This window comes from Shewanella sp. Shew256 (assembly GCF_002196695.1).
GTDB lineage: Bacteria > Pseudomonadota > Gammaproteobacteria > Enterobacterales > Shewanellaceae > Shewanella > Shewanella mangrovisoli.
The window spans coordinates 164917-189972 of record NZ_NAJR01000008.1 but is presented as its reverse complement, the minus strand read 5'-3'; the positions used below and the strand labels follow the sequence as shown (position 1 = coordinate 189972).

General features: G+C 48.8%; 24 protein-coding genes. 10 read left to right on the top strand and 14 right to left on the bottom strand.

Annotation, left to right across the window (positions count from 1 at the left end; genetic code table 11):
* Positions 1-136 precede the first annotated feature (136 nt).
* From B5P39_RS15855 to B5P39_RS15845, 3 genes are all read right to left on the bottom strand, one after another.
* A complete protein-coding gene (locus B5P39_RS15855; protein WP_088212212.1) occupies positions 137-808 on the bottom strand; it encodes an RluA family pseudouridine synthase in 672 nt (223 codons plus the stop codon).
* A gap of 95 nt (positions 809-903) precedes the next feature.
* Positions 904-1458 (bottom strand): protein disulfide oxidoreductase, encoded by a 555-nt coding sequence (locus B5P39_RS15850; RefSeq protein WP_088212211.1) that lies wholly within the window; start codon positions 1456-1458, stop codon positions 904-906.
* Positions 1459-1562: 104 nt separating this feature from the next.
* A complete protein-coding gene (locus B5P39_RS15845) occupies positions 1563-2189 on the bottom strand; it encodes an acyl carrier protein phosphodiesterase (protein WP_088212210.1) in 627 nt (208 codons plus the stop codon).
* Positions 2190-2371: 182 nt separating this feature from the next.
* Here B5P39_RS15845 and B5P39_RS15840 point away from each other — a divergent pair, with 182 nt between their 5' ends.
* The 10 genes from B5P39_RS15840 (at position 2372) to B5P39_RS15795 (ending at position 10937) form a co-directional block, all read left to right on the top strand.
* The gene (locus B5P39_RS15840; RefSeq protein WP_011622163.1) at positions 2372-2575 is read left to right on the top strand and encodes a hypothetical protein; all 204 of its coding nucleotides are present in this window, start codon (positions 2372-2374) and stop codon (positions 2573-2575) included.
* A gap of 64 nt (positions 2576-2639) precedes the next feature.
* Positions 2640-3677: a tRNA preQ1(34) S-adenosylmethionine ribosyltransferase-isomerase QueA gene (gene queA / locus B5P39_RS15835; RefSeq protein ID WP_088212209.1), complete on the top strand. Its 1038-nt coding sequence runs from the start codon at positions 2640-2642 to the stop codon at positions 3675-3677.
* 161 nt (positions 3678-3838) lie between these two features.
* Entirely contained in the window at positions 3839-4963 is a 1125-nt protein-coding gene (gene tgt, locus B5P39_RS15830; protein WP_011622165.1) for a tRNA guanosine(34) transglycosylase Tgt, read from the top strand.
* A gap of 26 nt (positions 4964-4989) precedes the next feature.
* Positions 4990-5322 (top strand): preprotein translocase subunit YajC, encoded by a 333-nt coding sequence (gene yajC, locus B5P39_RS15825; protein ID WP_011622166.1) that lies wholly within the window; start codon positions 4990-4992, stop codon positions 5320-5322.
* A 17-nt stretch (positions 5323-5339) separates the two neighbouring features.
* Complete coding sequence (gene secD, locus B5P39_RS15820) at positions 5340-7190, top strand: protein translocase subunit SecD (protein WP_088212208.1); 1851 nt, start codon at positions 5340-5342, stop codon at positions 7188-7190.
* Between the two features lie 12 nt (positions 7191-7202).
* Positions 7203-8150, top strand: a complete 948-nt coding sequence (gene secF / locus B5P39_RS15815) for a protein translocase subunit SecF (protein ID WP_023267666.1) — start codon at positions 7203-7205, stop codon at positions 8148-8150.
* A 257-nt stretch (positions 8151-8407) separates the two neighbouring features.
* A complete protein-coding gene (locus B5P39_RS15810) occupies positions 8408-8725 on the top strand; it encodes a putative signal transducing protein (protein WP_088212207.1) in 318 nt (105 codons plus the stop codon).
* Positions 8726-9002: 277 nt separating this feature from the next.
* Positions 9003-9362 (top strand): rhodanese-like domain-containing protein, encoded by a 360-nt coding sequence (locus B5P39_RS15805; RefSeq protein WP_011716501.1) that lies wholly within the window; start codon positions 9003-9005, stop codon positions 9360-9362.
* Positions 9363-9394: 32 nt separating this feature from the next.
* On the top strand, positions 9395-10306 hold the full coding sequence (locus B5P39_RS15800; RefSeq protein WP_088212206.1) for a precorrin-2 dehydrogenase/sirohydrochlorin ferrochelatase family protein: 912 nt from the start codon (positions 9395-9397) through the stop codon (positions 10304-10306).
* Positions 10307-10391: 85 nt separating this feature from the next.
* Positions 10392-10937, top strand: a complete 546-nt coding sequence (locus tag B5P39_RS15795) for a YaeQ family protein (protein WP_088212205.1) — start codon at positions 10392-10394, stop codon at positions 10935-10937.
* 40 nt (positions 10938-10977) lie between these two features.
* Here the strand turns inward: B5P39_RS15795 and B5P39_RS15790 are convergent, their stop codons facing one another.
* The 11 genes from B5P39_RS15790 to B5P39_RS15740 form a co-directional block, all read right to left on the bottom strand.
* Complete coding sequence (locus tag B5P39_RS15790; RefSeq protein WP_011716503.1) at positions 10978-13407, bottom strand: S8 family serine peptidase; 2430 nt, start codon at positions 13405-13407, stop codon at positions 10978-10980.
* Between the two features lie 583 nt (positions 13408-13990).
* Positions 13991-14389, bottom strand: coding sequence for a rhodanese-like domain-containing protein (locus B5P39_RS15785; protein ID WP_088212204.1), 399 nt, complete (start codon positions 14387-14389; stop codon positions 13991-13993).
* A 25-nt stretch (positions 14390-14414) separates the two neighbouring features.
* Positions 14415-14627, bottom strand: coding sequence for a YgaP family membrane protein (locus B5P39_RS15780; RefSeq protein ID WP_011716505.1), 213 nt, complete (start codon positions 14625-14627; stop codon positions 14415-14417).
* 41 nt (positions 14628-14668) lie between these two features.
* Entirely contained in the window at positions 14669-17917 is a 3249-nt protein-coding gene (locus B5P39_RS15775; RefSeq protein WP_088212203.1) for an efflux RND transporter permease subunit, read from the bottom strand.
* A 35-nt stretch (positions 17918-17952) separates the two neighbouring features.
* On the bottom strand, positions 17953-18966 hold the full coding sequence (locus B5P39_RS15770; RefSeq protein WP_088212202.1) for an efflux RND transporter periplasmic adaptor subunit: 1014 nt from the start codon (positions 18964-18966) through the stop codon (positions 17953-17955).
* 182 nt (positions 18967-19148) lie between these two features.
* Positions 19149-19865 (bottom strand): SIMPL domain-containing protein, encoded by a 717-nt coding sequence (locus tag B5P39_RS15765; RefSeq protein ID WP_088212201.1) that lies wholly within the window; start codon positions 19863-19865, stop codon positions 19149-19151.
* Between the two features lie 157 nt (positions 19866-20022).
* The gene (locus B5P39_RS15760) at positions 20023-20409 is read right to left on the bottom strand and encodes a VOC family protein (protein ID WP_088212200.1); all 387 of its coding nucleotides are present in this window, start codon (positions 20407-20409) and stop codon (positions 20023-20025) included.
* A gap of 100 nt (positions 20410-20509) precedes the next feature.
* Positions 20510-21826 carry an OmpP1/FadL family transporter gene (locus B5P39_RS15755; protein WP_088212199.1) on the bottom strand — a complete coding sequence of 439 codons (1317 nt, stop codon included), beginning with the start codon at positions 21824-21826 and terminating at the stop codon, positions 20510-20512.
* 340 nt (positions 21827-22166) lie between these two features.
* Complete coding sequence (gene putP / locus B5P39_RS15750; protein ID WP_088212198.1) at positions 22167-23618, bottom strand: sodium/proline symporter PutP; 1452 nt, start codon at positions 23616-23618, stop codon at positions 22167-22169.
* Between the two features lie 158 nt (positions 23619-23776).
* Positions 23777-24481, bottom strand: a complete 705-nt coding sequence (locus B5P39_RS15745) for a DUF3379 domain-containing protein (protein WP_088212197.1) — start codon at positions 24479-24481, stop codon at positions 23777-23779.
* Positions 24474-25037, bottom strand: coding sequence for a sigma-70 family RNA polymerase sigma factor (locus B5P39_RS15740; protein ID WP_088212196.1), 564 nt, complete (start codon positions 25035-25037; stop codon positions 24474-24476). The genes B5P39_RS15745 and B5P39_RS15740 overlap by 8 nt, the downstream gene beginning before the upstream one ends.
* Positions 25038-25056: the final 19 nt, after the last annotated feature.

The window sequence follows — 25056 nt, the reverse complement described above, 5'->3', positions numbered from 1 at the left end:
TTGGAGGTACTCAGGCGGCCTGATTATCAAATCACGGAGAAAGAATTGCTGGCGGCCTGGGTATTATTCGCCAATCAGTTGCTCAAATATGGCTATGCTATGGCTGATTTATGAGGGGATCCTTCAGGGTTATGCGCTAAACCGAGAAAGGATGTTTACTGTAAAAATGCATGGCTTTACCCGAGTAAGGATGGGTAAAACGTAAACTTTGGGCGTGAAGACTGAGTCTCGGTCTGGCTTTTATCACTTCATCATCGCCATAAAACTCATCCCCAAGAATGGGATGCCCCAAGGCGAGCATATGCACCCTCAGCTGATGGGTACGGCCCGTTTGTGGCGTTAATTCGACTAAGGTGCTGTTTTCGCGTCTTTCTAGTACTCGGTAATGGGTCAGAGCACTCTTGGCGCCAGCCGTCCCCGGCATTTGAGTCTTTTGATAGGGCGGGTGCTCGGGATCGGGCGCGATGGCTAAATCGATTATCCCAGCATCCTTTGCAATCAAACCCATGACCTCGGCGACATACACTTTTTCGTTTTGCCTATCTTGGAACTGGGTCTTTAACTGGGACTCAGCCTTTTTGTTGCGAGCAAACACCATAATGCCAGAAGTGGCGCAATCGAGTCGATGCACGAGAATGGTGTCAGGATACAAGCGTTGTAGTCGGGTGAGGGCACAATCGAAGGTATGTGCGGCTCGGCCGGGGTTAGACAACAATCCAGAAGGTTTATTAATAATGATCAAATCCCTATCTTGATAGCGAAGATCTATCCAAGGGACTGAAGGGGGGTGGTAATCAAATATCTGCATCGTATCCTCATCATTTGCGCGGCCATACTAGCAAAATATCAGTCACTAAGCAGTATATTCTCGAGCTGGCATTAGCTGAGGCTGTTAAAACTGAACTAGAACTGAGCCAACCACAATCTGAACTTCATGCCCCAAGTCGAGGTGACTCCCGAGGTGACATAACGGATTTCCCCTTGGGTATCGATAATATAAATAGCCGGAAATGCCATCGCGCCCCACTGAGTACTTCGCTCACCATTGTCATCGTTTAGCACCGGAAAGTGATATTGATGCTCGTCCATATAGCGCAGGATCTCGCGATCACTGCCAGAAGCCACGGCCACTGAAATCACCTTATGGTCTTGGCTGATACTCTCAACCATAGGGGAGGTGACGCGGCACACCGGGCACCAAGTGCCCCAAAAATACACCAATGTTGGCTCAGTCTTCGCGACATTAAGCGCAAGCTGGCTGCCATCAATGGCAATACCACTTAATACTGGCGCTTGGCCGATGATCATATCCCGTTGCAAATAGAGGCTGACGCCGTAGAGCACCAGCGCCATGATGCTAAGATCCCTAAACTGTTTAAGCCAAAAGCGCGGGCTTCGTAGTTTTTGGCGCCAACTGAGTGGTTGAGCTGGCTTAGCGCTTGAGTTTGCAGTCGTCACTGTGACGGGAACCTCACTAAATAGGCGTTATCGCAAAGGCGTTAGGGTAAACGCTTAGGCTTAAACAAGGCTTGATACCAGAATGGAGGTGTTCGACTTCGAGTTTAGTCGGCTGAGCCATTCGGTAGATAGTCACTCGGGGTTTTGCGACTCCAAATACGGGTGTAGGCCATCAACTGAGGGTAAAAGGTGCGAAAGGCGGTTTCTGTCTCTATCTGCATTTTCGCTAACAGCTTATCTGCGCCGTTAAATAAGGCACTGTGCGGATGACCTTTTGCGCGTTGCGCCAATGCTTGTTGAATGCCTTTAGGCGTGGCGTAAACGTTTAACCAATCTTGACTGCGCATATCGGCGATGAGCTCTATGCAAGGCTGTGGATGATACTCATCGCTTTGCGTCGCAAATTCTGCCAGTTCGCGATAGGCCTTTTGGCTAAATTCAGGCAACGGCAGGTGATGATATTCTTCCCAGTAGTAGGCTAAATAATGATCGAAACTTACGAACATCAAATCTGCTGCTATGCTTGTTAACTGGGCAGGGAACAGGGCCATCAGCTCTTGGGTCAGTTCATGGGTGGCGCAGAGCTGATTGATTTCTTGGTTTAACCACAGTCCTTGGCGAAGTGCTTGCGGCGCAGAATCGATTGGCGCGGTGATAAAATTGCCTGCCAGATTGGCACCTAGGTGGGTTTTACTGATCTCGGCCAGATGTAAGTGTGTAAGAATGTTCATTTTTTGTGCTTGGTTAATCGCGTTAGTTCACGGTATCATGGGCGGGCGCGCTGAGGAAAGCGCAAATAGGCAAAAATCGTGTGCTTTTCTAAGGGAGTGCTTACGTTAGCGTTTCAACAGGAGGGTAAATGCTAACAATGGGCTGAAAATGCACCAATCAATTAACCTGTTAAGGATCATGGATGATGTGGAACTGGTTTACCAAAATGCTCGGTAAAGACGAGCGTCCTAAGCGTAAAAAAGTGCTTGTCGATATTCCCTATGAGCAACATAGCTTTCGTATGGATCATTTTTCGCGAACGCGACCTAAATATGATGTCGATGATGCGTTAGCCTCAAATGTGCTAAATGAGTCAGACGCCGATATGGATATCGCGAACAAGTAATCTTGATCTTATTGGCCTCTAACCATAGACTAGCCGCCGTTCTAAGCTATCTAGAGGCCTTTGCATGCGCGTAACAGACTTTTCCTTCGATCTTCCCGACGAACTCATCGCTCGTTATCCCATGGCGCAACGCAATGCGTCACGTCTGTTAACCCTAGATGGCAATACTGGCACGCTCGCCGATAAACAGTTTACCGATCTGCTGGGGATGATTAATCCTGGCGATTTAATGGTATTCAACAATACTCGGGTGATCCCGGCGCGTTTATTTGGCCAAAAGGCCAGCGGTGGCAAACTCGAGATTTTAGTTGAGCGTATGCTCGACGATAAGCGCATCCTCGCCCATGTGCGTAGCTCTAAATCCCCGAAGGTAGACAGCATTATTCACCTCGATGGCGGTTATGAGATGAAGATGGCTGCGCGCCACGACGCCTTATTTGAACTCGAACTCTTATCTGACCTGACTATTTTAGAAGTGCTCGAAGCAGTAGGGCATATGCCACTGCCTCCTTATATCGACCGTCCCGATGAGGATGCCGATAAAGAGCGCTATCAAACCGTGTATAACCAAAACCCCGGAGCGGTTGCCGCGCCAACGGCGGGATTACACTTTGACGATGCAATGCTTGAGGCATTAAAAGCCAAGGGTGTGAATATCGCGTTTGTGACCTTGCACGTCGGTGCAGGGACTTTCCAACCTGTGCGCGTTGATAACGTGCTCGAGCACAAAATGCATTCCGAGTGGGCCAATGTGCCGCAGGATGTGGTGGATTTAATTGCCCAAACTAAAGCGGCTGGCAAGCGTGTGGTTGCTGTGGGCACCACGTCCGTGCGCTCACTGGAGAGCGCGGCCCGAGCAAGTGAAGGCGAACTGAAAGCCTTTAGCGGCGATACCGATATCTTTATCTACCCTGGGTATCAGTTCCAAATCGTCGATGCCATGATCACTAACTTCCACCTGCCGGAATCGACGCTCATCATGTTGGTCAGTGCCTTTGCCGGTTTTGATCATGTTATGGCGGCGTATCAACACGCAATCACGCAAAAATATCGCTTCTTTAGCTATGGCGATGCCATGTTTGTGACGAAAAAAGCTCACTAGACCAAGATTTTGTTTTAAAATAGCCGCCCACATTGAGTTTGGGCGGTAATTTTTTTCAGCCAAAGGTTGAACCTTTTGGATCTGCCCCTATCTCTATTGTTAATCAAAATGGCGCGTGCCATTACAAATGTAGTCAGACTGTTTATCTGGCGAGGTGAATTATGAAATTTGAACTCGACACTACCGACGGCCGTGCGCGCCGTGGTCGCTTGATTTTTGAACGCGGCACGGTGGAAACCCCAGCCTTTATGCCTGTTGGTACTTACGGCACGGTAAAAGGCATGACGCCTGAAGAAGTGCGTGCTACTGGTGCGGACATTCTGCTCGGTAACACTTTCCACCTGTGGTTACGTCCTGGCGAAGAAATCATGCGTAAGCATGGTGACTTGCACGATTTTATGAACTGGCAGCGTCCAATTCTGACCGATTCGGGCGGTTTCCAAGTATTCAGTTTGGGTGACATTCGTAAAATTACCGAAGAAGGTGTGCATTTCCGTTCGCCAATCAACGGCGAGAAAATCTTCTTAGATCCTGAAAAATCAATGCAAATTCAACATGCATTGGGCAGTGATGTGGTAATGATTTTTGACGAATGTACTCCATATCCGGCAACGGAAGATGAAGCGCGCAAGTCAATGCAGATGTCACTGCGTTGGGCTAAGCGTTCACGCGACGAGTTCGACCGTCTGGAAAACCCCAATTCATTATTCGGGATCATCCAAGGCAGTGTTTATGAAGATTTACGCGACGAGAGCTTAAAAGGCTTAGTCGAAATTGGTTTCGACGGTTATGCCGTCGGTGGTTTGGCCGTAGGTGAGCCTAAGGAAGACATGCACCGCATTCTTGAGCATGTCTGTCCACAAATTCCTGCGGACAAACCTCGCTATCTGATGGGGGTCGGTAAGCCAGAGGATTTAGTTGAAGGTGTGCGTCGTGGTATCGACATGTTTGACTGTGTGATGCCAACCCGTAACGCCCGTAACGGTCATCTGTTTACCAGTGAAGGTGTGATTAAGATCCGCAATGCGCGTCATCGTGATGACACTTCACCGCTCGATCCTAAGTGTGATTGTTATACCTGTAAAAACTATTCACGGGCATACCTTTACCATTTAGATCGTTGTAATGAGATTCTGGGTGCGCGTTTAAACACCATTCACAACTTGAGATACTATCAAATGTTAATGGAAGGTTTGCGCGGGGCGATTGAGACGGGTACATTAGACGCCTTTGTAAAGGACTTCTATACCAGTCAAGGTCGTGAAGTACCAGAGTTAGTCGATTGATTTTTTGCTAATAAGAAGAGAAAACTATGTTCATTTCAAATGCATATGCAAATGCTGCAGGCGCTCCACAGGGTGGTGGCACCATGGAATTGATTTTCATGCTGGTGATTTTCGGTCTGATTTTCTATTTCATGATTTTCCGTCCGCAATCTAAGCGTGTTAAAGAGCACAAGAACCTGATGTCATCTTTAACCAAGGGCGACGAAGTCCTGACCAGCGGCGGTATCTTAGGTAAGATTGCAAAGATCAGCGATGAAAATGACTACGTGTTACTGAGCTTGAACGACACGACTCAAATTACAATTAAAAAAGATTACATTGCAGCTGTATTGCCTAAGGGCTCTATCCAGTCGTTGTAAGCCAAGAGGGCTCAGGCGTGTTAAATAAATACCCAATGTGGAAAAACATTATGGTGGTGCTCGTCATCGCCATAGGTTGTTTCTATGCCGTACCTAACCTGTTCGGTGAAGATCATGCGGTGCAAGTAGTGGCGACTCGAGGTGCTGAAGTCACGGCATCTACCCAAGCCAGAGTGAACGAGCTGTTAGCCAGTAAGGGCATTGCGGTAAAACGTTCTGAGCTTGAAAAAGGCCAATTGTTGGTTCGCGTGCAAAATGCGGATCAACAGTTGCTGGCCAAGGAAACCATCGCCGAAGATTTAGGCGATAAGTTTACCGTGGCACTTAACCTTGCCCCTGCAACGCCGCAGTGGCTCGAGTCCATGGGCGGTAGCCCAATGAAACTCGGTCTGGACCTTCGTGGTGGTGTGCACTTCCTAATGGAAGTGGACATGGGCGAAGCCATCCGCAAGATGGAAGAGGCCAAAGTGGCCGATTTCCGTTCACAATTACGTGAAGAAAAAATCCGTTACGCGGGCATTCGCAACAATGCACAAGGTATCGAGATTAAATTCCGTGACAAAGAAAGTTTAGCCAGTGCAGAACGCTTCTTAAAATCGCGCAGCAATGACATGGTGTTCACCGACGTGACCAAGGGTGAAGACTTTGCTCTGCAAGCCGTGATGAGCGAAACCTATCTTAAGCAGATTAAAGAAGAAGCGCTGCAGCAAAACATTACCACTATCCGTAACCGTGTGAACGAGTTAGGGGTAGCTGAGCCTGTGGTACAACGCCAAGGTGCTGAGCGTATTATCGTTGAGCTGCCAGGTGTACAAGACACTGCCCGCGCCAAGGAAATCTTAGGTGCAACTGCATCGATTGAATTCCACATGGTAGACGATAAGGCCGACCCGAATGCGGCGCAATCTGGCCGTGTTCCAGCGGGTTCTGAGGTGTACCAACGCCGTGAAGGCGGTCAAGTGGTACTGAAGAAGGAAGTGATGCTAACGGGTGACCATATTACCGGCGCACAACCTAGCTTCGACCAATACAGCCGTCCACAGGTGAGCATCAACCTCGATGCTAAAGGCGGTACCATTTTCTCTAACGTGACTAAGGACAATATCGGTAAACCGATGGCGACCTTGTTCATCGAATATAAAGACAGCGGTGAGCGTAACGCCGATGGCAGCGTCAAAATGCAGAAAATCCAAGAAGTGATTTCTGTAGCGACCATCCAAGCGCGTTTAGGCCGTAACTTTGTGATCACTGGCTTAAGCCATGGTGAAGCACAAAACCTTGCATTACTGCTGCGTGCTGGTGCCCTGATTGCGCCAGTATCGATTGTGGAAGAACGTACTATCGGTCCAAGCCTAGGTGCGGAAAACATCGAAAGCGGTGTGCAAGCCATGATTTGGGGTATGGCAGTCGTACTTATCTTCATGTTGGTTTACTACCGTAGTTTTGGTTTGATCGCTAACTTAGCCTTAACGGCAAACTTAGTGATGGTGGTTGGGGTGATGTCTATGATCCCTGGCGCCGTATTAACCCTGCCAGGTATTGCGGGTATGGTGTTAACAGTGGGTATGGCGGTTGACGGTAACGTACTGATTTACGAGCGTATCCGTGAAGAGTTACGTGCAGGTCGCAGCGTGCAGCAGGCGATTCACGAAGGTTACGGTAACGCATTCTCGACCATCGCAGACGCTAACATTACTACCTTCCTGACAGCGCTGATCCTGTTCGCCGTCGGTACGGGCGCGATCAAAGGCTTCGCAGTAACTCTGATGATCGGTATTGCGACATCGATGTTTACCGCTATCGTTGGTACTCGCTCAATCGTGAACGCGATTTGGGGCGGTAAGCGCGTGAAGACGCTGTCTATCTAAGGGGAAGCGATAATGTTAGAAATTTTATCTTTAAAACGTACGGTTAACTTCCTCCGTCATGCGCTGCCTATCAGTATTATGTCTGCCATTTTGGTGTTTGGCTCGCTGGTGTCCTTGGCGACCAAAGGCATTAACTGGGGCTTAGACTTTACCGGCGGTACTGTGGTTGAGATGGAGTTTACTCAACCCGTCGATTTGAACGTGCTGCGTTCGAAATTGTCTGCACCTGAGTTAGATGGTGCAGTGGTACAAAACTTCGGTTCTAGCCGTGACATATTGGTGCGTCTGTCGGTGAAAGAAGGCGTGAGCAGCGATGTACAGGTGAAATCTGTGATGGCTGCGGCCCAACAAGTGGATGCGGGCGTTCAACAGAAACGTGTTGAATTCGTCGGTCCTCAAGTGGGTAAAGAACTGGCCGAGCAGGGCGGTTTAGCGGTATTGGTCGCGCTTATCTGTATCATGATCTACGTGTCTTTCCGTTTCGAATGGCGTTTAGCCTTCGGTTCGGTCGCTGCACTTGCCCACGACGTGATTGTGACCTTAGGTGTGTTCTCCTTATTCCAACTGGAATTCGACCTGACCGTATTGGCGGGCGTATTAACGGTTGTGGGTTACTCACTTAACGATACCATCGTTGTGTTTGACCGTATCCGTGAAAACTTCCTCAAGATGCGTAAGAGCGAGCCTGAAGAAGTGGTCAACGTCTCTATCACCCAAACCATGAGCCGTACCATTATCACTACCGGTACGACGCTGGTGACCGTTGTGGCGCTGTTCCTGAAGGGCGGTACTATGATCCACGGTTTTGCGACAGCACTTTTATTGGGTATTTTCGTCGGTACTTATTCTTCTATCTACGTAGCAAGTTACCTTGCGATCAAACTGGGCATTTGCCGTGAGCATATGATGCCAGTTGAAGTCGAGAAAGAAGGCGCCGATCAGCCTTCGATGATGCCTTAATCGGGCATTGAGACTCGAGGTCGTGTATCACGACTATTGAAAAAAGAGCCACCGCTGAGGTGGCTTTTTTTTACTGAGAATTTTGGCCTTTCCGATAATCTGCTAGCAAACTCACAACTTTATAGTGACTAATGCTGTAAAACCTAAATGTTAATTTTATTAACAACTGCTGTAAAAAACAGCGCTCGACAGGCTCGGTTATTTCACAGTAGGATGTCGGCTGCCCATATCTAGAGAGTATTGTTGTAGGATGTCGCATGGAAGAACGTAAGACGTTAGTCGCTGGTGGGAACTTATTGCAGGCCCATACATGGAAGGGGTTATTAGAAGCCTGTGGTATTCATGTGGAGTTGCGTGGCGAGGCCTTATTAGGCGGCGTGGGTGAATTGCCCGCCGGGCTACATAATGTTGAGCTTTGGGTACGTGAGTCGCAACTGGCGAAAGCACAGGCCCAATTAAGTGGTTTGGATGTGATTAGTCCCCAGTGGCAATGCGTGCAATGCCATGAGATGAATGAGGGCAGTTTTGAATTATGCTGGCATTGCAGCGCCGAGCGCAGCGAAAGCCATAATTAATCGTCATTCCATTCATCGTTTTTCAAACCGCTGACACTGCGATGCGTTGATGGCATGAGGCGAGCAATGCCGCCTTGTTCTCAGCGCCAAGCGCCTATTCCAGGCTACCCGAGTAAGGCTAAGAGGTTGGAGTCATTTCACCCCACGCAAGCTTTGGCTTATAAAGCCCGCGATTGTCACATGCCGTTAACCGCAAGGATTGCGTCTCCCCGCGTAGCGAATTACACTTCAATAGATATTAGCTAAGTCATTCAATCCCTTATCTAAGGAGGATCTGATGCATCCATCCAGTGCTTTTTCGGCTCTTGTCGAATCGATTCGTCCCCATGTTGTTGAAGTGAGTATTGAAGCCTATCAAGCCGATGACGCTTGGGTGTTGATTGATGTCCGTGAAGATAATGAATGGCTACAGGATCACCTGCCGCAGGCGAAACACATGAGCCGCGGTATTATTGAGCGCGACATTGAACAGCGCTTTCCCGATAAACATACACCCCTGTTGCTCTATTGCGCGGGCGGCGCTCGTTCAGTGCTGGCGGCCAGTAGTTTGCAGCTCATGGGTTACCAAAAGGTCGCCTCGTTGATTGGTGGTTACAAGGGCTGGATCCAACGTCAACTACCTGTGGTGCAAGAGTAATTTAGGCTGGGTTTTCTTTATAGGCGAGTGGCATGCAATATTTCCCGCTGTTTATTGATACTGTTAATTTAAATGTCCTGTTGGTGGGGGCGGGGGATGTCGCCAGTCGTAAGCTGGCCTTGCTGACGCGTACCGAAGCCAATATTCATGTGATTGCCCCCGAGGTGAATCCCGAGGTGAAGGCCTATGCCGATGTAGGCAGGATTTTATTGTCTGAGCGGCCCGTGGTGCAGGCCGATATTCAAAACTACGATCTCATCTATCTAGCGACCGCGAACGATAAGCTCAATGCTGAATTGGCTACCTTAGCCACCGAGCGGGGAATTTGGGTCAATGCGGTGGATAATCCTGCCTATTGCCGCTTTATTACCCCATCGATTGTCGATAGGGGCCGTCTTGTGGTGGCGATCAGCACTGCGGGTGCAGCGCCCGTGTTTGCGCGCACCATTCGAGCTCGTTTAGAGACCAGCCTGCCGCAATCCCTCAAACCCTTGTTCGACTTCGTGGCCGACAAGCGTCTCGAAGTGCAGCAAAGACTTACCAAAACCGCGACGCGCCGATTGTTTTGGGAGCGCTTTTTCGACACCAATGGCGATAGGTTTGATGCGCGCACCCCTGAGCACTATCAAAATGCTTTTAATCATATCGTCAGCCGCGGGGAAATCCTGTTATTGAACGAGGCCACGCCCGTCGAGTTATTGCCGCTGGCGGCCATGCCGTTATTACAGCGCCTCGATTGGATTTACAGCGAGGTAGGCTTAGCCGAGGATTTGGCCGAGCTGGTGCGCCGCGATGCTAATCGCGCAGTGCTCCCCGCGCTGAGTGATATCAGCCGTGAATATGAGCAAGGCTCGCGCATGTTGTTGGTCGCCGATACCCAGAAGATTGAGCAACTTAAGGCGCATTTTCCGGTGGCGAAGCATTTACGCCCAGGCGCGATTTAGTCTTCTTTATCGCAGTTTGTTTGAGCTGACGGCGAGTCTTAGGTAGACTCGCCGTTATTTTTTATCGTTAAGTTTAGGATGTACTATGGCTCTCAAAGCGACCGTGTTTAAGGTCAATCTTCAGATCGCCGATATGGACCGAGGTTATTATCAAGATCATCAGCTGACGTTAGCGCAGCATCCCTCCGAGACCGATGGCCGCATGATGGTGCGTCTGCTGGCCTTTATCCTGAACGCTTCCGAGACCTTAAGCTTTACTAAGGGATTGTGCGTCGATGATGAGCCTGAGCTGTGGGACAAGAGTCTTTCCGGTGAAGTGGACCTGTGGATTGAGTTTGGCCAAGCCGATGAGAAATGGCTGCGTAAGGCGAGCGGCCGCGCAAAAGCGGTGCAGCTGTTTACCTACGGTGGTCGTAGTGTTCCTATTTGGTGGAAACAGAATCAAGCGGCCCTCGAGCGTTATAAAAACCTTAAAGTGTGGAATATTGCCGAAGAGTCGGTGACGGCGATGGAGGCATTAGTGAGCCGCACTATGTCGCTGCAAGCGTCTATCAGTGAAGGGCAAGTCTGGTTATCGGATAATGAGCACAGTGTGCTTATCGAGCCCGAAATGCTGAAAGATTACCAATAAAAAAGAGCCTGCAATTGCAGGCTCTTTTTTTAGACGAACATTATTGGAATTTCAGTTCCCAGCTATCGATATAGCCTACGTCGCCACGGCCGCTATCAACCGCTTTGAGTTTCCACACACCACTTGACTCAACGCCAGTCATATCAACGGTGTAGCTCTTGTTGATATTGTCTGCGCCTGCGCCAGTGTTGTTATGCAGTGTTGCCGTTTGGCCTGTTGGGCTGATGAGCTGCACTTTTAAGTCACCAATGTAAGGGTGAACAATATTCACCACGGCAGTCACAGTGCCTGAGTTACCCGTGCGAGTGACTGTGATAGGGCTAGTGATACCTGCAGTTTTGTTATCAGGAATATTGTAGTTATCAGCATTGGTGTAACTTGCTGGCGTGGTAGGAGTACCACCGCCGCTTTGGGCTGTGTAGCTTGCGGTTAACGATACACCGCTAAAGGCTGAATAGCCTTTCACCATCGCGTAGTAAGTACCAGATTGAACGTTGCTGATTGGGCAAGATTCACTGTTACCACCCTTGTATGGACGACAATCGTAGTTTGAGGTCGTTGGTGCTGCGCCATACTGTACGTACAGATCTGCATCACCCGTGCCACCGTTCATCACAAAACCTAAGTTAGTTGCACCCTGTGGCACTTCAAAAGAGAAATGCAGTTCTTCACTGGCGGCGCCGCTTAGACCGGTTTTAGGCACACCGTTCACTAACACGCTGTCAGTTGGTGTTGGGTCAACCGGATCCGTAGGACCATTACAGGAAGCATCTAAGAAGGTTTTCGCTGCAACGGCATTGACTAGACCATAGCCATAGTAATCATCACGGCCAGCTGTGCCTAAGTCTTCAGCGGTTTGTTTGAGCGCGTTACGTACCTGAGCAGCGCTACATTCAGGGTGGTAGCTCCACACTAGCGTCGCCACACCAGAAACGTGTGGAGTCGCCATTGACGTACCGTTGTAGTACTCGTAGTCCTTATTGCCTTGGTTGCTCACGGTGACCGTTGCACCTAACTGGTTACGCAGTGCTAAACCAGTTGCACGGTCAACAGACACTGACACCATGTTGATTTCGCTGTTCGCATCGACCAAGAAGGGGTTTTGTAGCCCAGGTAAGGCACTGTTACTGTACACGATAACGGCGCTGGCACCCGCATTCTTACAGGCTTTTACTGCGTTGATTTCAGGGTACGAAGTGCCTTGGTTACCCACACGCTCAACTAAACACACCTTGTTGGCCATGTTGCCGCAGTTGAAGGTTGAGCCGCTAACCGTACATTCGGCTAAGGTTGCGGTTGCCGTACCATTGTATGGATTTGGCGCGTAGTTGGTGCCTGATGGCGTAAAGCGATTGTGCGGCACAACGCCTGAGTTGAAGTAAGACTGACCACCGATAGTAATATCGGCTAAGCGCCCCTCACCGCGGGTAACGGTAGAGAGAATGGCTTCACCAGGACCCGAGATCTCAACTTGGTTGGTGTACTGAGAGAAAGCAGAGTGGTCTTTATGATTATCGACCGATGCCACAGACATCACCGCATCGTACGAAGCGGGGTAGCTGTGGGTATTGTTACCATCGTTACCGGCAGCGGCAATCAACAGTACGCCGTTATTGTAGTGGGCCGCTAACGCGTTACGTTCGGTAGTGCTCGAACCAGCGCCACCTAAGCTCATGGTGACCACGTTTGCGCCATTCGCCACACAGGTATCTACGGCCGATACGAGGGATGAGGAGTAACCCCAGCCAGCCTCGTTAAAGACTTTAATCACATGGATGTTGGCATTTTGATTTGGCATTACGCCAATCACACCATCGTTGTTGGCAATTGCAGCGATGGTACCAGCAACGTGGGTACCATGGGCGTTGTTATTGCCCGGTTCGTACCAGTTACCTGTACCTGAGTTGTTGGTGCCCGTGACATTGTTACCGCTTAAGTCACTATGACCACGGTCATAACCTGAGTCGATAATACAGATGGTGCGGTTACCTGCTTGGCTGTCGCTTAATTGGGTTGCACCTACAAAGGTTTGTCCCCAAGGCGTTGTTTCGCTTAGCAGGTGGCGTGGCATGTCTTCTTCCACATATTCCACATCGGCGCGGGCTCTTAATGCCTTAATGCCATTGTTATCTAGCTTAACTGAGTAGCTGTTACTGCGGCCGATACGCTTCATTTCTTTGGCTTGCGCCTTGTTTAACACACTGTGCTGGGCGCTAATTTCAGCCACTTGAGGCTGATAATTCATTGTGGTAGCGAGCTGATCGCTGCTCTGCAGGCTGCTTTCAGACATCAAGGCTGGCGCATCGGCATTTTTAAATTTAACGATATAGCGCTTTGGCAGTGGAGAGGTCTGTGCTTGTTTGGCTGCGGCAAAACCCGGTGCGTCGGGGGCAGCATTAACACCTGCCGAGATCGCAATAGCTAAGCTAGATAAACTCAGGGCTATCTTAGTGGTTCGATTGATTGTCATGTTTTTCTTCCATGTTCAATTTAGTGTTAATCATTATTATTTTGTGCTTTTAAAGAATAACTACGACTCAGATGCTACTCGGTTAGTGAATTTATCTTTGAGGTAAGTGTTTGTAAATTAAATGTTAATGGTATGGCGGTTGGTAAAAACAACTGTGTTGATAAGAGTTTAAAATGAATAAATACTCAGATGTAACAAGTTGTAACCGATGTTTTTAAATATTTATGTTTTTTTATGTGGAAAAGGTGAATAAGCAAATGCGAATTTTTACGCTAAAAATGGCGATATCTTTAAAACGGTGTGAAGCTATTTAATTGAAATTACTTTATATATTTTTTTGGAATGAATAATTTCAAAAACAGTTTTATCTGTTAGGTTAAGATGTTGAATTTTATTCAAGTGATTGATTATGCGGTTTTATTGAATTTTAGTGTCGGTAGTTTGTCGTTTGCCAATTTATTGGCTTATTTGCATATCATTAACAGCATAAACGACTGATAAATATCTGTGTCAGGGTAAATGAAAAGAACAAAATACAAAAAAGCGCCAACGGGCGCTTTTTATCGTTAATCTCAACAGCGAATTATTCTGTTTTAGGCTGAGCGTCGGCTAAGGTCTGATAACCGCCACCGTTATAGGTTTGAGTATAACCCGCTGCGACTAAGGCTTCGGTCGCGATACTGCTGCGTCGGCCACTACGGCAATACAACACTACGGGCGCATCTTTGGCGATACCGCGCTTTGCAAACTCGGCGGCGACTTGCTCAAAGGGAATATTAACCGCATTGGCTAAATGGCCTTCGGCAAACTCCTCTGGGGTGCGCACATCGAGCACCATAGCGCCAGCAGCGATTTTCTGCCACGCAACTTGGGGCTCTTGATCGGCGGCACTTGCCGCGTTGGGGACTAAGGCGAGTGATGACAGACTCAAGATAGCCACCCCAAGTAAGGTTTTACTGCGACACAGTAACTTGTTGAACACTGACTTTCTCCTTTGCAAATATGCATTAACCTTGTCTAGCGATTTCAGCCTCGGATTTGACGCCCAATTTGCGTAATACCATGGCCGCGGGGCAAAAACCCGTAAAAGCGCTTTGGAATAGGTTAGCGCCAACGAAGGCCGTTAACCACAAAAAGTTATGGTGTACAAAAGCGGTTAACACCAAAGACAGTAACACCATAAATCCGGCAAAAGCCATAATGCTGCGTTCGAGTGACATAGGTTGCTCCTAGAGGCAGCGCTATGGCTGCCTATTGTGGGTTAATCAGCTGTTTGAGTTAAGTTTATGCGATTTTTCATCGCCGCGTAGTAAAGCACTGGAATAACGATTAGGGTCAGTAAGGTCGAGATGAAAATCCCGAAAATCAGACTGATCGCAAGCCCGTTGAAGATAGGGTCGTCCAGGATAAACAGGGCGCCAATCATGGCCGCCAAAGCGGTCAGCATAATGGGTTTAGCCCGCACGGCACCCGAGTGAATGACAGCCCGCTCAAAGGGAACCCCTGAGGCGGTTTCTTGATTGATAAAATCCACTAATAATATCGAGTTACGGACAATAATCCCCGCCAAGGCAATCATGCCTATCATCGACGTCGCGGTAAATTGTGCGCCGAGTAGGGCATGCCCAGGCATGACCCCAATCACTGTCAGTGGGATCGGCGCCATAATGATAAGCGGCACCAGATAGGATCTAAATTGGGCAACGACCAATAAGTAAATCGCAATCATCCCCACGGCATAGGCAATGCCCATATCCCTGAAGGTTTCATAGGTGATCTTCCATTCTCCGTCCCAAAGCACTGCGACTGAGTCTAGCCCGGTTGGTTGGTGGATATAATGCTGATCGAAACCTAAGCCACCTTCGCCGTCGATTTTACCCGCCATGTCGAACATGCCGTAGAGCGGACTATCGAGCGGACCGGCCATATCGGCAACCACCATCACCATAGGGATCATATTCTTATGGATGATAGGAGCATCGATTTTACCGCGCTTAATCGTCACCAGCTCAGACACGGGCACAGATTGCCCCGTTTGGCTCTGTAGTTTCATATTCAGCACTTGTTCTAAATCGATTTTTGCCCCTTCTTGCAGTTGCAGGCGGATAGGCACAGGTTGTTTTTGTTGCGCGATATGCAAGTAGCTTACATCCTTGCCGCCAACCGAAGTTGCAATTAAATCAACGATATTGCTATAGGGCACTGCCATCAGACTGGCTTTCGAGCGGTCGATCATCACCTGCCATTTTTGCTGCGCTGCGGGCAAGAAAATATCAATATCGACCACATCTTTAGTCTCACGGAACAGTGACTGCAGCTCGTAGGCCGCTTGTTCACGAATTGCAGGACTTGGACCATAGACTTCGGCCACAATCGGCGACCAGACTGGCGGGCCAGGTGGCACTTCGACGACTTTTACATTGGCCTGATATTTAGCGCCGATGTGCTGTAATTCTTCACGTACCGACAGCGCAATGCTGTGACTGTCGCGCTTGCGATGCTTTTTATCGACTAAGTTGACCTGAATGTCGCCAAGCTCTTGGCTGTGGCGCAGAAAATAGTGCCGCACTAAGCCGTTAAAGTTCATCGGTGCATTGGTGCCAGCATACAGCTGCAAATGTTCCACCTCGGGCACAGTGGCAAGGGAGCGACTTAAATCCTGAAGGACTCGCTGGGTTTGCTCCACAGGCGTGCCTTCAGGCATATCCACCATGACTTGGAACTCGGATTTATTATCGAAGGGCAGCATCTTTAACACCACGAGCTGACCCACGGGCAGAGCCACGGCGATACCGATGAGCACAAAGACCCCAGCAGCAAGTCCAATCCGTGCTTTACGGGCACCTTTACCCAGCAGGAAGGGGCCGATTAAACGGGTAAACAGTCGCACCATTTTGCTCTCGTTCATCTGAGCATCGGCATCACTGCTGTGCGCGGTATCAGTCGCCGAGCCGCTCTGGTGTTTGAGCAGTTTACGACTCAGCCATGGGGTTACCATAAAGGCGACCACAAGCGAAATCAGCATACCCATACTGGCGTTGATGGGAATGGGGCTCATATAGGGGCCCATTAATCCCGACACAAATGCCATGGGCAGCAGGGCGGCGATAACGGTAAAGGTGGCGAGAATCGTCGGGCCGCCGACTTCATCGACCGCAACGGGGATAAGTTCGCTAAAGGATTTTTTACCGAGCGCCATGTGCCGGTGGATATTCTCCACCACCACAATGGCATCGTCGACCAAGATCCCGATGGAGAAAATTAGCGCGAATAGCGACACTCGGTTAAGGGTAAATCCCCACGCCCAGGAGGCGAACAGGGTGATCGCCAAGGTGATAATAATGGCGACACCGACCACCAGTGACTCGCGGGCGCCCATGGTTAAAAATACCAATACGACAACGGCGCTGGTGGCAAAAATCAGCTTAAGAATAAGGGTGTTAGATTTATCCGCCGCCGTTTCACCATAGTTGCGCGAAACAGTCACTTCGACATTGCTTGGGATCAACACATTCTTGACCTTAGCAATGCGCGCGAGGGTCGCATCGGCAATATCGACGGCGTTTTGTCCCGGCTGCTTACCAATGGCTATGGTTACTGCGGGGTAAATATCCGTCTTGTCGCTATGCCAAACGCTTTGGGTGGGAATATCACTCTTTAAACTGATGTCGGCAATATCGGCCAAATAAACGGGGATAGGTTTACCCTGTTTATCCAGAGAAATACTCACTACCAGCTGTTTTACATCGTCGATGGATTGTAAGAACTGGCCAGCTTGAACCTTAATCTCTTGATTACCTTGCACTAAAGACGTAGGCATCGAGATGTGATTATTGTCATTTAGGCTCTGTCTCAACTTGTCGTAGGTGAGATTGAAGCTGTTCATCTTGGCGGGATCGATACGTACATTGGCTACCATCTCATGCTGGCCAACGGTGTAAATCTCCCGCGTACCCGGGATCCGCTTGATTTCGGTTTCAAGTCCTAACGCCACATGGGTCAACTGTTCGGCCGAGACCTGTTTGTCCTTGGACCAGAGTGTTAGGCTGACAATCGGCACATCATCGATACCGCGTGGTTTAATCAATGGCTCACCGACACCCGCGCCCTGCGGCAGTTTATCCATATTGGAATAAATTTGGTTGTAGAGACTGACAATGGCATCGTTGCGGGTTACGCCGACCTTAAAGATCACAATGATCATCGCGCCATCGGGCTGGGAGAAAGAATAGAGCGTGTCTATCCCTTTGAGCTCTGAAATCACTTGCTCTGCGGGCAGGGTGACTAAGTTCTCGACTTCGGTCGGGGTCGCGCCGGGGAAAGGGATAAAGACGTCGGCAAAGGTGACGTCAATCTGCGGTTCTTCTTCCTTTGGGGTCACCAAGATGGCAAATAAGCCGAGTAACAAGCCCAGCAGTGCCAGCAGTGGCGTAATGGCACTGTTTTGAAATGCGGCCGCAATCCGGCCTGAAATGCCAAGTGACGTCGAAGATTCAGTAGCGTGTTTCATTCAACAACCTCATCAAGTTGATATCGCTAGGGAATTTATTGCTTTTGTTCAAGCAACACTTGGTAAGCATCCATGGCGACAATATCACCAGTTCGCAGTCCCGCGAGGACTTCTACTTCACCACCGACGGGCTCAGAGACGCGCACCTGGGTGAGCACAAATTGCTCGCCTTTTTTCAGGTAGACACTGCTAAGTTCATTCATGGTGATAAGCGTCGAGGTCGGCAGTTGGATTTTTTCCCGCTCGCCATTTTTAAACAGCGCCTTGGCCCAAGTACCGGGTTGCAGGTTGGGTTCATCCTTTGGCAGGTTAATCCGTACCTGATAGCTGTGGCTCACTGGGTCGGCAAAGCTAAAGATGGTGAGGTCCTTGGAGGTGAGTTCACGGCCATCACTTAAGCGCACCATAAACTCAGGCGCGTTTTTCAGTTGCTGGATATAGCGCTGTGGCACTTGGGTGATAGCGCGCATTTGGCTCGGTGAAAACCCCGATAGCAGTGGCTGACCGACACTCACGGTTTCACCCAACTCAACTAAACGCTCGGTAACAATGCCGCTAAACGGCGCCGATACCACAGTATATTTGAGGGATTCAGTGGCTTTGATGACCCGGGCTTTGGCGGCACTCACGGCTTGCTCGGCGGCCTTGGCATTGGCGGTCGCTTCATCCATGGCACCTTTTGAAATCGCGCCTTGTGGGAAGAGTTCTTTATAGCGTTTGTATTGGGCCTGCGCCTCCACATTCAGGGCTGTGGCTTTGGCGAGATCGGCCTCGAAGCTTGCCAGTTCTGCGCCTTGCTCTTTGCTGGTGATCTCGAGTAATGCCGCGCCTTCTGGCACAACATCATTAACGTCGTAGTTGAGCTTAACGATACGCCCTGAGGTTTGCGCCGAGACAGTAGCCGCTTTGACGGCCTCGATACTGGCGTCTAAGGTCACCCAATTCGCGTACGGTTTGCTCATCACCTCGAGGGTCGCCAAGGGCGCAGCCTGGGTGGCGAAGGGGGAAAAAACGAATAATGTGAATAGAGTACGTGAGATTGCAGCCATACCAAATCATCCCAAAAATAATTCATGAGTAAATTCTAATGGAGTTGTTTTGATTAGGCAATCAATATTTATTAGAAAAATTTAATGTAATCGGTTTCGCTAATATAGGGAAACGGCGAATGAATCTTCCCTTACATCAATCGCCATGTCATCACTCTTAGGTCCTTGTCCTGCTTTAAATATCAGTCGTTTAAATAATAGGTCAGCGTAGACACAATGCGAATTTGTTTTATGTAAGGCGTGCTGCTGTCACGATCGGAAATCGTAAACTGGCCTTGGCTGGCACTCTTAATCTTACCCAGACGCGATTGTGAGTCCTTGGCAAACTTTTCGGCCACTTCCCGCGCATTTTGCGTCGCTTCCTGCACCATGGTCGGTTTCACATCATTGAGCGCCGTAAATAAAAACTCGGTGCGGTTTTCATAATCTTGGCTACCGATGGCAATGCCTTCTTTAACCAAATTTATCATTTGCTTACGCGTGCTGAGCATTAAATCAATCTGTGGGGTATAGACAGAAAGATTCACCTTAGCCGAGTAACGATACCTCACGTTCGGGTCGACGTAGCCTTGGGCCTGCCTGTCTTCTATCGTCGGCAGTGATACTGTAATTTCGTTGTCGCTAAACCCCTGTTCCTTGAGAAAGGCAACCACTCTGTCGGTTTTTTGTTGCACTGTGTCGTAGAGTTTAGGCAGGTTATTGTCGACTTCGGTGAAGTTAATCGGCCAGATGGCGATATTGGCTTTCACCTCCTTTTCGGCCAGCCCTTTAACTGTGACTGTGCGCTCTAGGGCTTTCATCTCTAACAGCGCCGAGCTGGCGCTTTGTCCTACATAGACCATGCCTGCACATAAAAAACCGCCAAGCACGAGGGCGGGGAGTAAGTAACTCTTTTGCATAACTGATTCTCTCGATGGGATGCCTTTCGCTACCATACTGCAATTAGATGATTTTGGGCATAGGCGAAGGCGCAAAGCTGAGCGCTTAATACTAAATGCTCAGCTGCTATTCAGGATTGAAAAGCTGTTGTTGCAAAGTGGCTTATAACTGAACAGCTTAATTCGCGGGCGGCGTTGGACTTGGCTGCCATAATTCGACTTTATTGCCATCGGGGTCGATAAACCAACCGAAACGGCCAAATTCCGAGTCTTCAATCTCCCCAATCTGTTTACCGCCGCCCTGAGAGACTTGCTGTAGGGCCTGCTCCAGATCGTCAACGATAAAATTGACCATAAAGCTCTTATCCGTCGGGGCAAAATAGCTAGTGTTATGGTCGAAAGGGGTCCACACATGGTAACCGGGGGTCGGTTTATCGTTGTGATAAAAGGCGGCGCCGCCCCAGTTTTCAATTGGTATTTGCAGATGGTTTTGATACCAAGTGGCTAACGCGACGGGATCAGTACTTTTAAAGAAAATACCACCAAGTCCAATGACTTTTGCCATAAGGGTGACAGTTTAAGTGGGGGATGGATTAACTTTAGGCAATAAATACGTAAGATACAAAAAAGCCGCAAAAATGCGGCTTTTTTGAGTTCGAAACAGCTTAGAACTGGTAGCTGTACTGTACTGAGTAGTACATACCGCTTGATTCAGTTACCGCGTTCACAGGGCCTGTGATTGCGCTGTTTTCGATCAGGTGAACTTCTTCACCTTTAATGTATGCGATACCGAAGTCAACGGTGTTTTGTGGATTGAGGTGGTAGCTCATACCCGCTGTGAACCAGTTACGGTCAGAGTCTGGGAATGAAATCGAGCTGATTTCGTCCACAACGCCTTGGTCATGCATGTAACCCGCACGAACGGTGAATTGTTCGTTAATGGTGTAAGTACCACCTAGGCTGAATAACCATGAATCTTTCCATTGGTATTCTTTCAGTGCGACATCACCAGCTTGCAGTTGAGTACCAGCACCCGTTTGGCCTGGCATGATAGTGGCAACGCCATCTTTGGCAGTGATTTGATCAAAGTTGCCCCATTGGGTGTACTGCGCAGTGTAGTGCAGTGCAAACTTAGGCGTGATCTGATGGAAGCCTGCAACTTGGAAAATATCCGCTAACGGTACATCTAAGCTATCAAAGCTTGTAGCGAGCATCGTTTTTGAACCTAAACCAACAGCAGATAAATCTTTCGTGGTGATAGTATTGATGTCGCCTTTAACGTTAACCGTTGGGCTGAAACGGTAGCTGATACCGAAACGGTTATCTTTATCTAATTCAACAGTGGCACCCACGATACCACCAAACGCCCAACCATCAGCGTCTACGTCAACCAGAGGCGTAGTGCCCATATTACGGGTTAAGCGGCCTTCGCCATAGACGGCATCCAGACCCGCACCGATACTGAACATATCGTTGATGCGGTATGACACGCTGGCGTTGAAGTTAACTGTAGTGACTTCAGTTTCACCAAGTAGGTCATAAGGTGCTGGTGAGCCTGCTGGCAAATTCTTCGAAAGTGAGCTGGCATCGGTACCTGTGCCGAAGTTAGAGAATGCCGCAAAACCTACGGCGAATTTATCGTCGATTGGATGAATGTAGAAAATGTTCGGGATAACTTTAGAGCTACCCGCATCGTCGATGCTGCCTAAGTCATAGGCGCCACCAGCAAAGTTAACGTCTTTAACGTCAACAGTAATATCGGCATAGGTTAGGCCAAAAGAGATTGCATCTTTATCAAAGAGTGCCATTGCTGCTGGGTTACGAGATAACACAGAGGCGTTATCGGCGATGACTGCATCACCAGCAAAAGCACGGCCCATACCTGTGGCTGATTGGCTGTTTAATTGGAAACCTGATGCGAATGTTTGTGAACTCGCCAGTGCAACGGCAACGGCAAGCAGTGTCTTGTTGAATGATTTCATTATTATTCTCTCATTATTTTGGTATTGGATTTTGTTCGGTCCTAGTTGCCAGAACAAGGCGCAAATCCTTTTATAATCTTCGGCATGGTAGGGATTGTGTGTAACCTCAACAAGTCCGACCAGATTTGAAATTTGTTAATTAACAGTTAATTAAAACAGGGTCGCACTTTAGCATGAACGAATGGTCGGGCCAGATGCTTGGTATCTTTGGTTTTTATTGGGGAAGGAAGTTTTAATTGAGGTTAATATTTTGTAACGAGGAGGAGGTTAATAAATTTAAACAATTTGTAAAAAGCGTACACATGTACGCTTTTTACAATTAGGGACAGAAAATTAGCTGTTATAACGAGGATTTAAATTGCTCAAATTCTGCGGTAATGGCTTCGGCAGGGCGTGACATTTTACTGACGATGACACCAGCAATAATCGCAAACACAAATCCGGGTAAAATTTCGTACAGGTTGAAGATCCCGCCAGACAGTTGTTTCCAAATTACCACGGTTAATGCGCCGACAATAATGGTCGCAATCGCTCCGTTACGGCTGTACTGCTTCCAGAAGAGTGATAGCAGTACGACAGGGCCGAAGGCGGCACCAAAACCTGCCCACGCATAACTGACTAGACTTAATACACTGCTTTCAGGATTCAGGGCAATGATCCCCGCGATCACGGCAATGGCCAGCACGCCCATACGACCTACCATCATCAGCTCGCGATCGTCGGCTTGAGGGCGCAACCACTTGCGGTAAAAGTCCTCGGTGATCACGCTCGAACACACCAACAACTGCGAATCAATGGTACTCATAATGGCCGACAGAATTGCGGCGATCAGTAATCCGCCAATCCAAGGGTTAAAGGCGGCTTGGGCTAAATGAATAAACACGGTTTCGGCATTGGCCAAGGGTTGATTGGCAAAATACAGTGAACCCGCTAAGCCTGTGGCTAACGCGCCGATGAGAGATAACATCATCCAGCTCATGGCGATACGGCGTGACAGCGGCAGTGCATCGGCGCTGCCAATGGCCATAAAGCGCGACAAAATATGGGGCTGACCGAAATAACCCAGTCCCCATGCGAGCAGTGATAACAAGCCAATCACTGTGGTTTTATCACTGATCAGTGCCAACATGGCTGGATCGATAGAATCGATTCCCGCATGGCTCTCAGGGTGCGAGAACACCGCAAAGGGGATGATCAGCAGGGCTATTAGCATTAAACAGCCTTGGAAGAAGTCGGTCCAACTCACGGCAAAAAAACCGCCAATAAAGGTGTAACCCACAATGATGGCCGAGCCAATCACTAAGGCAACGTTATAATCGAGGCCGAAGACTTTTTCGAACAGAATGGCGCCTCCCACCATGCCGGAGGAAGCATAGAAGGTGAAAAACACCAGAATCGTGACCGCAGAGACGAGTTTGAGATAACCCTGTTTATCGTGAAAACGCTTCTCGAAGAAGTCGGGCAGGGTGAGGGCGTTGTCTGCTAATTGGGTGTAAATGCGCAGGCGTTTAGCCACAAACAACCAGTTCAGCCAAGCGCCGACCACTAAGCCAATCCCAATCCATGCTTCGCCTAAGCCGCCTAAGTAAACGGCGCCAGGTAAGCCTAAGAGCAACCAGCCTGACATATCGGAAGCGCCCACGCTGAGCGCGGTTACGGCGGGGCCCATTTTACGGCCGCCTAAAATATAATCATCAACAGTATCGGTGGCACGGTAAGCCCAAAATCCTATGCCCATCATCAATACTAAATAGCCAACAAATGTGATTAAAATCGGAGTTTCAATCGTCATATTGTCTTTATCCCATCTTGTTATTATTCAAAGTGGCAAGCATGCTACCAGATGTTTGAGCAAGAACCCATTAGTAGATAAAGATGTGATCGAAATCCGACCTCCGAGCATGAGAAAAGATCGGAGGTCGTTAAAAGAAAGGATTTACTATTAATAGGTTAGATAAAGGTGTTCTTGATTTCGTCTTTTACGAAGCTAAGGTCAGTCTGATCTTCACCCACAAGCAAAATGTATGCATCACCGGCCTCAAAGCCCATGCCCTGATATTTACCATCGGCAAAGGTGTTATCCAGCACCATGCGTTTTTCGATGGGCACAATAAACAGAGTCACTTTCCCCTTTTCAGCTTGCAGCACTAAGTGCAGACTCTTAACCCCTTGAAAATCGCAGTAAGAGGTGTAGTAGACCTTACCGGGCTGCTCAGTAAATTTAGCGTGGCCGAGGTTTTTTAAGGAAGCGAGCTGCGCGTTCACTTGGCTAAAGTTGACATTTTGGTCTACCTGCAAGGCTACGCCTTCATGGTAAACATGGGCTAAGGCATGCTCGGCTAAATCGACAGGACCTAAGCGCAATAAACTGAAACTGATCCCCACAATAAAGGCAATCGACGCGGCCATGGCGACTAAAAAGCCCGTTTGTCGGCGCTGTTTATGGTGCTGCTGCAATTGTTGGCGCAGAATAAGTTTGTCGGCCAAGTCCTCTGGCACATCCACTTTTAACGCATGAGTGATTTTGGCATCGAGGCCCTTAAGCTCTGCGACGAACGCCTGATATTCGGCATTCTCTTGCATTTGCGCAACAAACTCGGGATCTTGATTATGAGGATCTTCATAAGCTTGACGCCTAAATTTAAGCTCATCCATTGGATTGACCTCTCACATCGGTTTTCTCAAGTAGTTCTTTCAATTGGTTCCTCGCCCGAAATAAGCGCGTCATGACAGTGTTGCGGTTTAAGTCCAACAGTTGGGCGATTTCATCACCGCTAAAGCCACCGATTAACTGCAGCAATAGGGGCTCCCGATATTCAATATCCAGCTTAGCGATTTGTCGCCTTAACCAGTACTGCTCGGTTTGCTCTTCCGTGCTGGAGGCAATGTGATCTTCTAAGCTGTCTTGTTCGACATCGGCGTAATCAAATTGTTTGCGCTCGAATCGACGGGCATTTTCGCGCCTCAGAATCGTGATCAGCCAAGCCTTCGCCGCTTTATCATCCTGTAGGGAATCTAAAGAGCGCCATGCCCGCAAGAAGGTTTCTTGGGTGATGTCTTCTGCCACCTGCTTATCGCCGCATAACCAAAAGGCATAGCGGAAGATATCGGCGTGCAGCGCCTTGACTAGGCTGTTGTATCGTCGTTGTTTGCTCAGCATGTCAGAAGAGACCGCAGGCTCGACGGATTTCTTTCGCCAGTTAGCAAACATTTTTTCGATATTTTCTTTT